The sequence below is a fragment of the Methanofollis sp. UBA420 genome, from assembly GCF_002498315.1.
In the GTDB taxonomy this organism is placed as follows: domain Archaea; phylum Halobacteriota; class Methanomicrobia; order Methanomicrobiales; family Methanofollaceae; genus Methanofollis.
In genome coordinates, this window is the sequence record NZ_DAGX01000003.1 from 104,901 (window position 1) to 118,988 (window position 14,088).

At 59.5% G+C, this 14,088-nt stretch carries 12 protein-coding genes; 6 read left to right on the plus strand and 6 right to left on the minus strand.

The genetic code is table 11. The annotated features are described in order from the left end of the window. Positions 1–24: 24 nt before the first annotated feature. The 4 genes from pyrF to npdG form a co-directional block, all read right to left on the minus strand. Entirely contained in the window at positions 25–660 is a 636-nt protein-coding gene (gene pyrF, locus BP869_RS05445) for an orotidine-5'-phosphate decarboxylase (protein WP_342677647.1), read from the minus strand. Beyond that, positions 653–1,600 (minus strand): deoxyhypusine synthase, encoded by a 948-nt coding sequence (locus tag BP869_RS05450; RefSeq protein WP_342677649.1) that lies wholly within the window; start codon positions 1,598–1,600, stop codon positions 653–655. The genes pyrF and BP869_RS05450 overlap by 8 nt, the downstream gene beginning before the upstream one ends. Positions 1,601–1,916: 316 nt before the next feature. Further along, complete coding sequence (locus tag BP869_RS05455; RefSeq protein WP_342677651.1) at positions 1,917–3,065, minus strand: iron-containing alcohol dehydrogenase; 1,149 nt, start codon at positions 3,063–3,065, stop codon at positions 1,917–1,919. A gap of 452 nt (positions 3,066–3,517) precedes the next feature. After that, on the minus strand, positions 3,518–4,165 hold the full coding sequence (npdG, locus tag BP869_RS05460) for an NADPH-dependent F420 reductase (RefSeq protein WP_342677653.1): 648 nt from the start codon (positions 4,163–4,165) through the stop codon (positions 3,518–3,520). Between the two features lie 434 nt (positions 4,166–4,599). On the opposite strand from npdG, the gene nuoE reads away from it, so the two are divergent. The 5 genes from nuoE to BP869_RS05485 all read left to right on the plus strand — a co-directional run bounded on the left by nuoE (position 4,600) and on the right by BP869_RS05485 (position 10,227). Then, the gene (gene nuoE, locus BP869_RS05465; protein WP_342677655.1) at positions 4,600–5,133 is read left to right on the plus strand and encodes an NADH-quinone oxidoreductase subunit NuoE; all 534 of its coding nucleotides are present in this window, start codon (positions 4,600–4,602) and stop codon (positions 5,131–5,133) included. Further along, a complete protein-coding gene (locus BP869_RS05470) occupies positions 5,114–6,988 on the plus strand; it encodes an NADH-ubiquinone oxidoreductase-F iron-sulfur binding region domain-containing protein (protein ID WP_342677657.1) in 1,875 nt (624 codons plus the stop codon). Before nuoE ends, BP869_RS05470 begins: the two co-directional genes overlap by 20 nt. A gap of 2 nt (positions 6,989–6,990) precedes the next feature. Continuing rightward, complete coding sequence (locus BP869_RS05475; protein WP_342677659.1) at positions 6,991–7,758, plus strand: 2Fe-2S iron-sulfur cluster-binding protein; 768 nt, start codon at positions 6,991–6,993, stop codon at positions 7,756–7,758. Between the two features lie 168 nt (positions 7,759–7,926). Beyond that, positions 7,927–8,415 (plus strand): 4Fe-4S dicluster domain-containing protein, encoded by a 489-nt coding sequence (locus BP869_RS05480; RefSeq protein WP_342677662.1) that lies wholly within the window; start codon positions 7,927–7,929, stop codon positions 8,413–8,415. Then, positions 8,416–10,227 (plus strand): aldehyde ferredoxin oxidoreductase family protein, encoded by a 1,812-nt coding sequence (locus BP869_RS05485; RefSeq protein WP_342677664.1) that lies wholly within the window; start codon positions 8,416–8,418, stop codon positions 10,225–10,227. 116 nt (positions 10,228–10,343) lie between these two features. Here BP869_RS05485 and BP869_RS05490 read toward each other — a convergent pair whose 3' ends face one another. Together BP869_RS05490 and BP869_RS05495 are read right to left on the minus strand one after the other, a co-directional pair. After that, positions 10,344–11,738: an MFS transporter gene (locus tag BP869_RS05490; protein ID WP_342677666.1), complete on the minus strand. Its 1,395-nt coding sequence runs from the start codon at positions 11,736–11,738 to the stop codon at positions 10,344–10,346. 120 nt (positions 11,739–11,858) lie between these two features. Further along, positions 11,859–13,082 carry a tRNA(Ile)(2)-agmatinylcytidine synthase gene (locus tag BP869_RS05495; RefSeq protein ID WP_342677668.1) on the minus strand — a complete coding sequence of 408 codons (1,224 nt, stop codon included), beginning with the start codon at positions 13,080–13,082 and terminating at the stop codon, positions 11,859–11,861. A 52-nt stretch (positions 13,083–13,134) separates the two neighbouring features. Between BP869_RS05495 and BP869_RS05500 the strand changes: the two genes are divergently transcribed. Beyond that, positions 13,135–14,046, plus strand: a complete 912-nt coding sequence (locus tag BP869_RS05500; protein WP_342677670.1) for a transcriptional regulator — start codon at positions 13,135–13,137, stop codon at positions 14,044–14,046. The last annotated feature ends 42 nt before the right edge of the window (positions 14,047–14,088 follow it).

Below are 14,088 nucleotides of genomic sequence, written 5' to 3' on the forward strand. Positions count from 1 at the left end.
TCCGGCTCGGAACGGTCGTTCTCATCATCGGCGGTAGGGTGCGTAGGCCCGGGCGGCCGCCGCCGGGTCTGCCGCCCCGTAGATGGCCCGGCCGACGATCATGCCGTCGACGAGGGGTGCGACCTCCGCGGGATCGCCGCCCTGCGCCCCGATGCCCGGGGAGAGGATCTTCTTTTTACCGATGAGGGTGCGGAGGGCCTTCACTCTTTCTGGCCGCGTCGCCGGGGCGATGATGCCGTCGGCGCCGGTCTGTGCGACGACCTCGCAGAGATGCTCCGGCACGCCCTCGGAGAAGAAGGTGAGCGCGCCGGGGTGGCTCATCTCGGCGACGACATAGCACTCCCCGTCGTGGGCATGGGCGGCGTCGACACAGGCGGCGACAGAGTCCGGGCCCGGGAAGCCCTGAGCGATCACCGCGGAGAAACCGGCCGCGAAGACCTGGTCACAGATGAGGGTGTTGGTATTCGGGATGTCTGCGACCTTGAAGTCAGCGATGAGGGGCAGCCCGAGGCCCGCGAGGTCGCGGGCGATCCCGAGGCCGGCCGCGAGGACGAGGGGGTAACCGATCTTGATCGCATCGACTTCCCTTGCGCAGGCCGCTGCGATGGTGAGCGCAGATGCCCGGTTGGTGACGTCGAGGGAGAGGACGAGGTCAGTCATGTTCCAGCCTCTCCAGGACCGCCGCGGCGATGAGGGGGAGGTTGATCGTCGCATCGCCATAGACGGTGATTGCGGCCGCGTCTTCGTTGATCTTGCCCCAGGACTGCGCTTCAGAGAGTGTGGCGCCGGAGAGGCCGCCGAGGTCCGGGCGATCCCCGGTGAGCTGGATCGCGTAGTCGAAGCCTGAGGGGGTGATCATCTTGTTCTGGAAGATGAAGTTCTTCGGGACGCCGCCACCGACAAGGAAGGCACCGGCGTGTTCGGCTGCATAGCAGCGGTCGATGATGTCGTGCATGTCGCCGAATGTGTCGACGACGATGTGGTGGGTCTGGTTGTAGAACCAGAACTGCATGCCGAGCATCGAGTCCTGGACTGCGGGGCAGAAGACAGGGACGTCGTTCTTTGCCGCGGTTGCGAGGATGCCGTGGTCGAGGTGCTCGCCGATGTGGCGGAGGAGACCTGAGATGGTGATCACGGATTTATCGGGGATATCAGAGAGGCAGTCCTGCATGAACTCCTCGAATCGGATGAAGGCCTCGTCGGGGAGGAAGATGTCGTAGATGCGGTTGATCTCCTCTTCCCTCAGCCTGACGTCGTCGCAGGTCAAGTTGCCGTGGTAGTGATGGCAACCGATCGCCTCGATGGTATCGTGGGTGAGGTTTGCCCCGGTCGAAACGAGGATGTCGATGTGCCCCTTCTCGATGAGCTCGCTGACGATCCCCCCCATGCCGGCAGGGACCATCGCCCCGGCGAGCCCGAAGTATTTTGTCGCCTTCTCGTCCCGGAGCATTTTTTCGTATATGTCGACCGCTTTTGCGAGTGCTCCGCCGTTATAAGCTCCTGCTCCGCCGATTGCGCGGACAAGTTCGTTTGCCGTCATACCTGCCGAAAGCCTGACCTGTCTGACAGGATCGCCGCATTCATCCCTGTTGCATTCCATAGGACACCAGATTCCTTATGATCTTGTCCTGCAATCCATTAACAGTTTTGACCCGGGACAATGTCATGAAAAGAGGCTGTGAGGTGGATTCAAAAAAATATGTGGTTATATTTCAGATCCCCGCGGTTCTGCGGTGTCGGGCGGTGACGTCCCGCATTGTGCAGTATCTATATGGGAAGTCCGGGGACGTGAAGCCCCTTTCTCCCCTATGATGTATGTCCTTCCTGTACAGGGCCGGGTCCGTGCCAGCCCCTGGTGTCCATGCTGGTGCCTCTCAGGTACGAACTGAAGATGGTGGTGTTGAGGCGTGCGTGCCTTACATCGCAGACCTGTAGATCGCCATGATCTCATCTTTTGTGGCCCGGCGCGGGTTGGTCAGGCCGCAGATGTCCTTCATGGCATTGTCTGCCAGGGTCGGGATGTCCTCCTCCTTGGCGCCGAGTTCCTTCACGCCTGCCGGGATACCGATGTCGACTGAAAGCGTCTTGATGGCGTCGATGGCCTTGTTTGCTGCCTCAATGGTGGAGAATCCTTCGACGTTCTCACCGAGTGCCTTGGCGATGTCGACGAAGCGGTCGGGTGCTGCGATGAGGTTGAACTTCTCGACGTGCGGCAGGAGAACGGCGTTGCAGACACCATGCGGCAGGTTGTAGAAGCCGCCGAGCTGGTGGGCCATTGCGTGGACGTATCCGAGGCTTGCGTTGTTGAAGGCGATGCCTGCGAGGTACTCGGCATGGGCCATCATGTCGCGGGCGACCATGTCGTCGCCGTTTGCGACGGCCGGGCGGAGCCACTTGCCGATGAGCTGGATGGCCATCAGGGCTGCGGCGTCTGTGGTCGGTGTTGCGATGGTGGAGACATAGGCCTCGACCGCGTGGGTGAGGGCGTCCATGCCGGTGGCGGCGGTGAGCGCGGGCGGCATGCTCTTCATCAGTTCGGGGTCGTTGATCGCGACGTTGGCAGTGTATTTCCAGTCAACGAGTGCCATCTTGACGTGGCGGCGGGTGTCGGTGATGACGGCGAAGCTTGTCATCTCAGATGCCGTGCCCGCGGTGGTGTTGACGGTGATAAAGGGCGGCAGGGCGTTCTTGGTCTTCCCGGCGCCTTCGTAGTCGTAGATCTGCCCGCCGTTGGTGGCGATGATCCCGATGCCCTTGGCACAGTCCATCGGGGACCCACCGCCGACAGCGACGATCATGTCGCAGCTCTCTTTTGCGTACATCGCCGCACCCTCGTGGACAGAGATGTCGGTCGGGTTCGGTTCGGCACCGGCGAAGACAGCATAGTCAACGCCAGACCCCTTGAGGAGGGTACCGACGTCCTCGGCGAGGGCCTTGCCGTGTCGACCCTTTCCTGAGACGATCAGGGCCTTCTTGGCGTTGAGCATCTTTGCCCAGGTACCGATCTCTTTCACTGCTCCTGCGCCCATCAGGGCGACTGCCGGGTTCAGGTATGTGTAAACCATATTTACCACTCCATGGGGGCCCTCCTTCCGGAGTGCCCTATGCATGAACCCTTATGTTCGGTTGATATAAAGGGGGAAGATTTAATTCCAGGTCTATACGCTTTTATATTGTTTATTTATAATTATTAATCCTTTATTTTTCAATATAATTGTATAATGGGGTCTGATTATTGATGTTGTGCCGGATATGCCAGATTTAAATCATCATGGATGTTCATGAAAATATCTCGTGTACGGTCATATATCCCATGATAAATCATTATGGATGCCCCATTTCGGCCTGAAAATGTCAGAATTATGGCGGGTGTGTGGGTGCTGTCCCTGCGCTCTCCCTGTCCCTACTCTGCCCTTCCCTGAACTGGGGGAGAGGATCCGGTACATGGCTGGCTTTTCCCTGCCAGGAAAAAAGATCTTTTTCCGCTGTGCAGCCGAGAGCGATAAAAAAGAGGGTTTTATTTGAAGTAGACGCCGACATCCCGCTTTTTGCTGAAACGGGCGATGTTGATGACGAGAGGTGTGATCGCCTCAACGTACGGGGAGACGGCGAGGGGCCCGGCATCCAGTGCCTTCAACTCGGAGATCGAGTTGACGAGCTCCATGACCTCTGTCTTGGCATCGGCATGGTCGGAACAGACACAGACCGTGTAGTCGAGGGGTTCGGAGAGTTTCTGCCACTTCCCGGCCGGGATGTTGTTGAAGGCGGCGACCACCTTTGACTGCGGCAGGAGTTTCTGGAGTTGCTGGGCGGCCGAACCCTCTGCTGGCGGGTTGTACTTGAAGAAGTCGGCCCTGACCATCGGATTCATCAGGCTGATGATCGTCTTGCCCTCGAGGCCCTGGAGGGACTCGATCGTCCTCTCCAGGTTCTCTGCCGGGATCGAGAACACGACGACATCGGCCTGGTCGACGACGCCCTGGTTCGTGGTCGGGATGAGATCGAAGGGGAGACCGAGCACTTTGAGCGCGTAACTGCACATCTCGCAGGCCGCCTGAGCCTTCTCCTCAAGCCTGGATCCGATATAGACCGTATGGTTCTGGGAGAGCCGCAATGCCATGCCCTGTCCGATGCCACCGGTACCACCGATGATTCCTACTTTCATGGTCGGTGCGTATCCCATCGTTTGTAATTAATATTTTCTATCAGTAATTTTTCCAATATGGCTAAATATATCGTAAAAATTGTGAAGGATTCATTTGAAATCGAATCGGGTCTTTTATCGGCAATCAGGAGTGAAATATCTCTGCGATTCAATCCGAATTACTTATATCTCCGTACTCCTGGTCCCCGCTCGCCTGACCCTCTCTGTCAGGCCATGTCCCTGGAATTGCGCCTATATTGGGCTTGAATCCGCTGCGCTCCCCCGTCCGGGGGTGTTTGTATGGTCCCTCCTTGGAAGTCTCGGCGAAAAAACTCTTTTCGTTGTTTTAATTTTTTTATTTATTAAATAAATGTAATATTTCATTCTTACTGTTTAATCATGAAAAATGCTGGAATCTGGGGTTAAATCAACAGGCCTAAATACTTGGGCATTTTTTGAGTAATTATACCCATTTCATACTGATACACGGAGGGTTTGAAACGACAGAGACACAGGAACATATACCGACGGTGCAGCAGATCGTCGGGGCCTACCCCCGGGAACCCAGGTATCTGCTTGCGGCGTTGCAGGATATTCAGGCTCACTACAGTTATATCTCGGTCGAATCGATGCGGTCGGTTGCTGAACATCTCGGTGTCCCTGAAAGCCGTGTTTTCAGCGTCGCCACATTCTACAAGGCCCTGAGCCTCGTTCCCCAGGGGAAGAAGGTCGTCAAGGTCTGCAACGGGACCGCGTGCCATCTGCGTGGGGCTCCCGGCCTTGTCGGGGCACTGGAAAAGGCGCTTGGTATCAAGAACGGTGAGACGACCCCTGACGGGATCTTTACCATCCAGACCGTGAACTGCCTTGGCGCGTGTGCGATGGCACCGGTCATCATGATCAACGACCGGGTCTACGGGAAGGTGACCATCTCCCGGATCCCGGAAATTCTTGAGGAGGAGAGGCAAGATGCACTTCACAACGATTAAAGACCTTGAAGATCATCGTGTCCACCTCGTCGCCGGGGAACCTGACATCCCCCATGTCTGGGTCTGTGCCGGCCCGGGTTGCCTTGCGAACGGGAGCATGAACGTCTACCGCGCCTTCCTCGCCTGTGCAGAGGAGAAGGGGCTGAAGGTGGATGTGGACCTGAAGGCTGAGGCGACCGGATGCCAGGGCTTCTGCGAACGCGGGCCGCTGGTCATCCTGAGGCTGAAAAAGGATGGCGACGATATCTTCTACCAGCATGTCAGGGAGAAAGACGTCCCTGAGATCCTGGAAAAAACCGTGCTGAGCGGGGAACTCGTCCAGAAACTCCTGTACCGCGACCCCGCAAAGAAGCAGACCGTCGTTTCGCCCGGCGGCATTCCGTTCTACTCCCACCAGAGGCATGTCGTCCTCAAAAACCTTGGGCGGACCAACCCGCTCTCCCTCGACGACGCGATCATGGCCGGTGCCTATGCAGGTCTTGCAAAGGCCCTCTCGATGGCACCGGTCGATGTTGTGCAGATCGTGAAGGACTCGGGCCTCCGCGGCCGGGGCGGCGGTGGCTTCCCGACTGGAGCGAAGTGGGAGTCGGCGGCCGTCGTTGACGCTCCGCAGAAGTTCGTCGTCGTGAATGGCGACGAGGGTGATCCCGGCGCCTTCATGGACCGTGCAGTCATGGAGGGCGACCCCCACACGATGCTCGAAGGCCTTGCCATCGGCGGTTATGCGATTGGCGCCACACGGGGCATAATCTATGTGAGGAACGAGTACCCCATCGCCGTCGACCACCTGCGCCTTGCCATTGAGCAGGCACACGAAGCTGGTCTCCTCGGGAAAGACATTCTCGGCAGCGGTTTTGACTTCGATATCGAGATTGTACGGGGCGGGGGGGCCTTCGTCTGCGGCGAGTCCACGGCCCTGATGACCTCGATCGAGGGGCGTGCCGGCGTGCCGCGGGTGAAGTACATCCGCTCGACAGAGAAGGGCCTCTGGGACCTCCCCGCAGTCCTCAACAATGTCGAGACCTGGGCAAATATCCCGCAGATCATCGTCAACGGTGCAGACTGGTTCAAGAGCATGGGCACGCCGAAGAGCACGGGCACGAAGGTCTTCTCCCTTGTCGGCAAGGTGAAGAACTCTGGCCTTGTCGAGGTCCCGATGGGCACGACCCTGCGCACCATGATCTTCGATATCGGCGGCGGCGTCATGAACGACCGCGAGTTCAAGGCCGTCCAGACAGGCGGCCCCTCGGGCGGTTGTCTGCCGCCAGGCGAACTCGACCGCCCGGTGGACTTTGACCAGCTCAAAGCTGCAGGCTCGATGATGGGGTCTGGCGGCATGATCGTGATGGACGACCACACCTGCATGGTGAATGTCGCCCAGTACTTCGTCGATTTCCTGGTCGAGGAGTCGTGCGGCAAGTGCACGCCCTGCCGCGAGGGCCTGAAGGAGATGCAAACCCTCCTCCACGGCCTCACCTCGGGGACGGCAAAAACCGGAGATGTCGCTCTTCTGAAGGAGATCGCGGAGAATGTGCGGGACACGGCGCTCTGCGGCCTCGGGAAGACCGCGGCAAACCCGGTCATCTCGACGATGCACTGGTTCCCCGAAGAGTACGAAGAGCACGAGAAAGAAGGGTTCTGCCGTGCCGGGGTCTGCAGCGGCCTTTATGCGCTGGAGATCGACCCTGAGGTCTGCACCGGCTGCACCCTCTGCGAGAAGGTCTGCCCTGTCGGGGCAGCCTCAGGCGAGAAGAAACAGCCTCATGTCATCGACAAAAAGGCCTGTGTCACCTGTGGTTCGTGCCTGGACGTGTGTCGTTTCAAGGCGATCAAAGTTGTGCGGAGGAGTGAGTAATCATGGTTGAAGTGACGATCGACGGGCAGAAAATCGAGGTTGAGAAGGGGACGACCGCCCTTGAAGCGGCGAAGGCCCTCGGGATCGAGATCCCGACTCTCTGCTACCATCCGGGCCTGTCGGCTGACGGTAACTGCCGCCTCTGCCAGGTCGAGGTTATTGACAGGGGGAGGAAGAGCCTTGCCATTTCGTGCATGTACCCGATCAGAGGGCCGGTCGAAATTCTCACCGACACCCCCGAGGTCAGGAAAGCGAGGAACTTCGTCATCCGCCTCCTCCTTGCCCGTTCACCCCGGTCTCCGATCATGCAGAAACTTGCGAAGGAGTACGGCGTCGAACTTCCTGACGAGCGTTTCGTGCAGAACGGAGAGGTCGACCTCTGCATCAGGTGCGGCCGCTGCGTCCGCGCCTGTGCCGAACTCGGTAACGAGTGCATCGACTTCGTCTCCCGCGGCTGGGAGAAAGAGGTAAAGCCACCTTTCGGAGAACCTTCGAAGACCTGTATTGGCTGTGGTGCCTGTGCTGAGGTCTGCCCGACGGGTGCGGTCCTGGTGACAGAGAAGGAGGGCACACGCACGATCTGGGGGCGGACCTTCGATCTCGTCGCCTGCGAGATCTGCGGGGCGCGTTTTGCAACGAAGGAGCAGATTGTGGCGGCAAAACCAGAGGTGGAGTCGGTGGATGCAAGACTTCTCTGCCCCGCGTGTCGGCGCCGTGTTGAGGCACAGGCAATTGCCGGCACGGCGGGAGCGCATGGGGATGGCCGGTGAGGGGTTAATGAAACTCCCTCACCTATTCGGGTAATCCGAGCATACCCGTTTAACCCAATCAACACTATTTATCATTAAAAATTGAAAATCCCTCTTAAAATACTGTTTTTAATGTCGGAATGTTTAAGTATCATATAATTATATGGTCAATCGAAGGAGTGTACAAGAATGGAAACAAATGAGAACCTGCTCCTGATCACCCCGGAGAGGTGCATCAGTTGCGGGACCTGTGAACTGGCCTGTTCTTTTGGGCATGAAGGGGAGTTCCGCCCTTCATCCTCCCGAATATCCGTCCTCAGGTTTGAGGCCGGCGTGACCGTCCCCATGACCTGCCTGCAGTGCGACAAACCTGCCTGTGTCGCCGCCTGCAAGACTGCCGCCCTCCAGAAGGACACGAAGACCGGGCTCGTCGGCGTTAATGCTGCGAAGTGCATCGGCTGCCGGATGTGCGTGATGGCCTGTCCCTTCGGTAACATCACGTACAGCGCCACGGCCAAGCAGCCGCTGAAGTGCGACCAGTGTGGCGGCACGCCGATGTGCGCCGAGTTCTGCCCGGCAAAGGCGATCGAGTACCTGCCTGCCGACACGGCGACGGTCCAGAGGAAGAAGGCCTTCTCGGCGAAGATCGCCGCGGGCATCTCGGAGGTGAAGGTGTAAATGTACGGCTGGACTGGAAGAGTGCTCAGGGTCAACCTGGCCGAGGGCACCATCACAAAGGAGGACCTGAAGAAGGACGCCGCCGAGAACTACATCGGTGGCCGGGGCCTTGGCGAGAAGTACTTCATGGACGAAGTCGACCCCAAGGTGGACGCCCTCTCGCCCGCGAACAAACTGATCTTTGCGACCGGACCCCTGACCGGCACGATGGGCATCTCGACAGGGCGCTACGATGTCGTCGCCAAGGGCCCGCTGAACGACACCCTCGCCTCCTCGAACTCGGGCGGCTACTTTGGCCCGCAGATCAAATATGCCGGATACGACCTGATCATCTTCGAGGGCAAGGCCGAAAAACCGGTCTATCTCTGGATCAACAACGACCACGTCGAACTCCGCGACGCCTCGCACCTCTGGGGGAAGACTGTCTACGAGACTGACGACGCCGTGAAGGCCGAAACCGACCCCGACGCGGAGGTCGCCTGTATCGGCCCGGCAGGCGAGAAACTCGTCCTCTACTCCTGTATCATGAACGACAAGCACCGTGCGGCCGGGCGGACCGGCATCGGTGCGGTGATGGGCTCGAAGAACCTGAAGGCGATCGCCGTCCGCGGCACAGGCGGGATCAAGGTCGCCGACAAAGAAGGCTTCCTTGCGGCGGTGCGTGCCGCACGGAAGAAGATCAACGACAACCCGGTCACATCCGCGGGCCTGCCGACCTACGGTTCGAACATCCTGGTCAATATCATCAACGAGTCCGGGGCGCTCCCGACCCGGAACTGGCGCGAGGCCTATGATCCCAATGCCGACAGGATCTCCGGCGAGACCCTCACCAAGAACCATCTCCTCCACAACAAGGGTTGTTCGGCCTGTGTCATCGGGTGCGGACGTGTTGCCAGAGCCCGGGGCAAATACAAGGAGATTGGTGAAGGACCTGAATACGAATCAGCCTGGTGTTTCGGATCCGACTGTGGCATCACCGACATGGACGCCGTGCTGAAGGCGAACTTCCTCTGCAATGAACTCGGCATGGACACCATTACGATGGGCTCGACGATCGCCTGTGCGATGGAACTCGTCGACATCGGTGCCCTGGACCCGGCAAAGACCGGCTACGATCTCAAATTTGGCAATGCCGATGCGATGGTCGAGCTGACCCGCGCTACCGCCTATCGTGAGGGCTTCGGCGACGAACTCGCCGCGGGCTCATTCAGGCTGGCCACGAAGTACGGCCACCCCGAACTCTCGATGACCGTCAAGAAGCAGGAGATGCCGGCCTACGACCCGCGTGCGATTCAGGGCATCGGCCTGGAATACGCCACCTCGAACCGCGGCGGCTGCCATGTGCGGGGCTACACCATATCGCCCGAGATCCTCGGCCTCCCGATGAAGATGGACCCCTCTGTCATCGAAGGGAAGCCCGAGATCCTCAAGATCTTTCAGGACCTCACCGGTGCGCTCTCCGCCTCAGGCACCTGTCTCTTTGCCTCCTTTGCGATCGGCGCCGACGAGATCGCCGCAGAACTGAAGGCGGCGACAGGCATCGACTACACCACAGAGAAGGTGATGCAGATCGGGGAGAGGATCTGGAATATGGAGAGGATGTTCATCATTAAAAACGGCTATTCGGAGAAGGACGACACCCTGCCGCCGAGGCTCCTCAACGACCCGATCCCGACCGGGCCGGCCAAGGGGCAGGTCAGCAGGCTTCCCGAGATGCTCCCGAAGTACTATGATATCCGCGGCTGGGACAAGCACGGCGTGCCGAAAAAGGAGAAACTCACCGAACTGGGGCTGAGCCACCTGGCCTCCTGATCTTTTTCTTTTTTTGGACCGGCGAACCGCCCCTGATGGGAGCTCTCTGAGCTCTCTGAATATCTTGCAGTTTTTTTGATGAGGTGGACTGGCAGTTGCCTTTTTCTGCATCCTCTTCAATCCCTGCCTGAACAGGAGAAGAGTGCCGGCTTTTCCCGGATACTTCTCTCAGTACCCCGTGATTCCACGACCGTTCCCTGGACAATGGCTGCCTGGACGAGGACAAGCACCGCAATAACTCCGCTTATGGCAAATATTGTGGCGAAAGCCGTCCCTGCAGGCGCACCACTATGGCTGGCAAGGGCGATGCCGGTGATCAGGGGGCCAAGGGTGCCGCCGACGCTCTGGAGGGTGTGGATGAGGGCAGATGCCGTCGTCAACTTATCCCGCGGAGCGGCGGCGACGACGACGATATTGTCGACAGTCAGGAGGACCGACATCCCTGCATAGATGGCAATCCACACCAGGACCAGGACGGGCACCGAGAGGGGGAAGACAATGAGTGCGCCGCACCCGATAGCGATCTCCAGGGCGCCGATGGCGAACGCGAACTGAAAACCCTTCTTCTGCACGATTTTGCCTGCAAACGCACCGGAGATCATGTCGGCCACTGTCCCCGGGACCATGATGAGACCGACCGAGAAGGCGGTGAGGCCGAGTCCTGCCGGACTCTCGATGATGTAGGGCATCGACTGGAGAAGGAGGAAGAAGAGGAGCATCACGACCATGTCGTTGATGCAGACAGTCCTGACAGGTGATTTGAGGAAGAACCCGGCATTGAAGACGGGGTCGTCGGCCTGCCCCTCCCTGTGCAGGAAGAGGATGAGGGCGCCGAGAGCAAGGGCGAAGAGTGCCGCCACCATCGGTCCCGGGAGTCCGGAGGGATCCCAGAGGGAGAGGGCGATCATCCCGCCGAGGATGGCAAGAGAGAAGAGGGCCGTGCCTGCAAGGTCAACGCCGCGCCCCCCTCTCACAGGAGAAGGTCTGACAATAATCGCGGCCGCGAGGACGAGGAGCACGGCCACCGGTACCATCCCGTGGTAGCAGGTCTGCCAGCTGTACTGCTCGACGATATAGGCGCCGGCGAGCACACCGGCAAAAGTCCCGGCGCCGTCTGTCGCAGCGACAAGCCCGATCGCGGACGGGACCAGGCGTTCGGGAACCTGTTCGGCGATGAGAGCACAGGCGATGGGGCCGACTGCGAGTCCGGCACCCTGAAGGGCCCTGCAACAGAGAAGAGAGAGCATGTCCTGTGCAAAGCCGCCACAGATTACCCCTATGGCATAGATCGAGAGGCATATGATAAGGAGGCGCTTTTTTCCGTACCTGTCGCCGAGGACGCCGATGGCAGGGATTGTCATCGCCCCGACGATCATCATGGCCGGGAGTATCCAGGCGGTGAAGACAGAAGATACGCCGAATTCAGCTTCAATAACCGGAAATGCGGCGATAAGCACTGCTTCGCCCGCCATGACCACCATGGCGGCGGTACAGAGGAGGGCGAGGAGCATCCATGGATAAGGGGGTATATTCTTGTTTTTATGGTTAAATAGCATGTTTTGCGGGGTTTTAGTGTTCAACAGTCCCTTTATACTGGGACCTGAAACCACATAGTGCTTCCCCGCGCCGCCCTATGCCTGCACGTCCCCCCGCGCGAGCGGTCTGGAGAGGTGCCTCCGCGCCGTCGGCGGCACTTCGAACCAGCCTGTCTGTATGGCCCGCGGTCTCGTGGAGATCTCCGGTTCCTTTGATCTCGCCCCGCAGGTCCGGCACTTATATCCCTTTTCTTTCCCGGCAGATGTCATCCGCGTGCCGCAGACCGGGCAGACCGGTGACCTGACCATCGTGTCCTCTGCAAGGGCGTCGATGTGAATTTTTTCGAGGTTGAGGGTCCCGTTCTTGTAACTCCCGCAGACGAGGAGAGTGTCACCGGGCACAAGTGCCCGCACGATATCCCTGAACCCCTTCGTCGGTTCAAAGGCCATGCAGGTGAGACGCCGGTCCCCCTCCTCCAGGACGAGCATGACATGCCCGCCTTCGCCGGTCACCGGCCTTTCCACAACTCTCCCGGGGACGCGGTACGACCTCCCCTCCAGCAGGGACCCGATCCTTCCGTCGACCAGGTGGGCGTCCGTGCCCTGGTTCGTCACCCACACCTGCTCGATTTCGGTCTCTTCCGCCTTGATCAGGGCCCGCGCCCGCGTCACCCATTCCGGGCTCTCGCCGCGGATACCGAAGAGGACCGGGTCAGGAGTGTGGGGAACGCAGACGACGACATCCTGTGTCCGGTCCACCGAGTCCCAGGTGTGTGGCCAGGTCGCTGCCTCGGCAGCAAAGACCGACGCCCTCTCAACGTCACGCGGCGTCCCCCAGGACGCCGCGCGCCGGTACGCCAGGAGTTCCCATGTCCTGTCGGGAAGGACACTTGCGACCGCCGCGGTCGCCCCGATGAGGCCCCGCCCGTTTTTCCAGCCGCGGTACAGCGCTCCTTCCCTGTCGAGGATGGCCCGCGCCTCCTCGATAGTGCAGAAGTCCTGCGCCGCCTTCCAGTAAAAAGCCGGGTCGGGTCGGCGCTCTGCCACCACAAGGCCGGGGTTGGTGTTTGTGCAGGAGAAATCCGCAAGCTCCTCGATAAGAGCCGCCGCGATGGCGAATGCCTCGTCCCTGTCGCCTTCGACCTCAATGCAGACCGCCGCGTTCCCCCGCGTTTTGAAGGGTGCGTTCGGGTTGAGCCTGACCAGCCTTGTCTCGAAGACCCTCATTCCGGCCTGATCGAGAACCCTGATCAGCCGCGCCCCCAGGTAGGTGGTGCACATGCCTGCAGGCGAGTCGGTGTCGTCAATCCCTATGAACATGAAGCGATTATTTATTAGGATGTCGTACTATATCCACCTTTAACGAGTGTCTATGTCACAGGAACGTCTCCTCGATATGGTCATCAGCGTCATGCTGACGGCAGGCTATGAGGTCTCCGAGCGGTGCAGCCTCCGCCCTCGCTCTTTCGATCTCATTGCAGGAAAAAGGGGCGTCCTTCTTGTCATCAAAGTCGTCTCCCACATCGATTCCGTGTCAGAAGAGATCTCCTGTGATCTCGACGCCATCGCCCGGCACCTCGGCGCCTCTCCCCTCATTATCGGCGAAAGGGCACGGGACGCCGACCTTGAACGCGGCACTGTCTATGTGCGCTATGGCATCTACGCGATCAGCCCGGCGACCCTGTACGACTTCCTGGTCGAGGCCGTGCCCCCCCTGATCTATGCCCAGCCTGGCGGGCTGTACGTGAACATCAACGGGGACATGCTCAAGGGACTCAGGGAGAGGAGCCAGCTCTCCCTCGGCGACCTCGCCCGCCACCTCGGCGTCTCCCGCCGGACGATCAGCAAGTACGAGGATGGTATGTCCACGACCCTGGACGTCGCGATCCAGCTTGAGGAACTCTTCGACGAGGCCGTGGTCGAGGCGATCGATCTTCTCTCCTATATCCCTGCTCCACCGGAGGCCCGGGACCCGGCAACCGCATCGGTTCCTGCTGATTTCGAGCGGATGGGCATCGAGATCCACCAGATGCGCCGCGCCCCTTTCCAGGCGCTCGCCGTCATCCAGGAAGAGCGGATCCTGACCTGTTTCGGCACGGCGCAGAAGACGGTCAAGCGCGCTGCCCTCATCGGGAACATATCCCAGGTCGCCGGAGCCTATGCGATGTGCGTCATTTCAGACTATACGAAGAAAAAGAGGATCGGTAGAACCCTTGTTATCGGAGAAGAGCAACTGCGCACTCTTGAAGACGGTTCTGACCTCATCGAGATGATCCATCAGTAATAAGATATATATAGAACTACAAACCAACTATTCTAGCGCTAC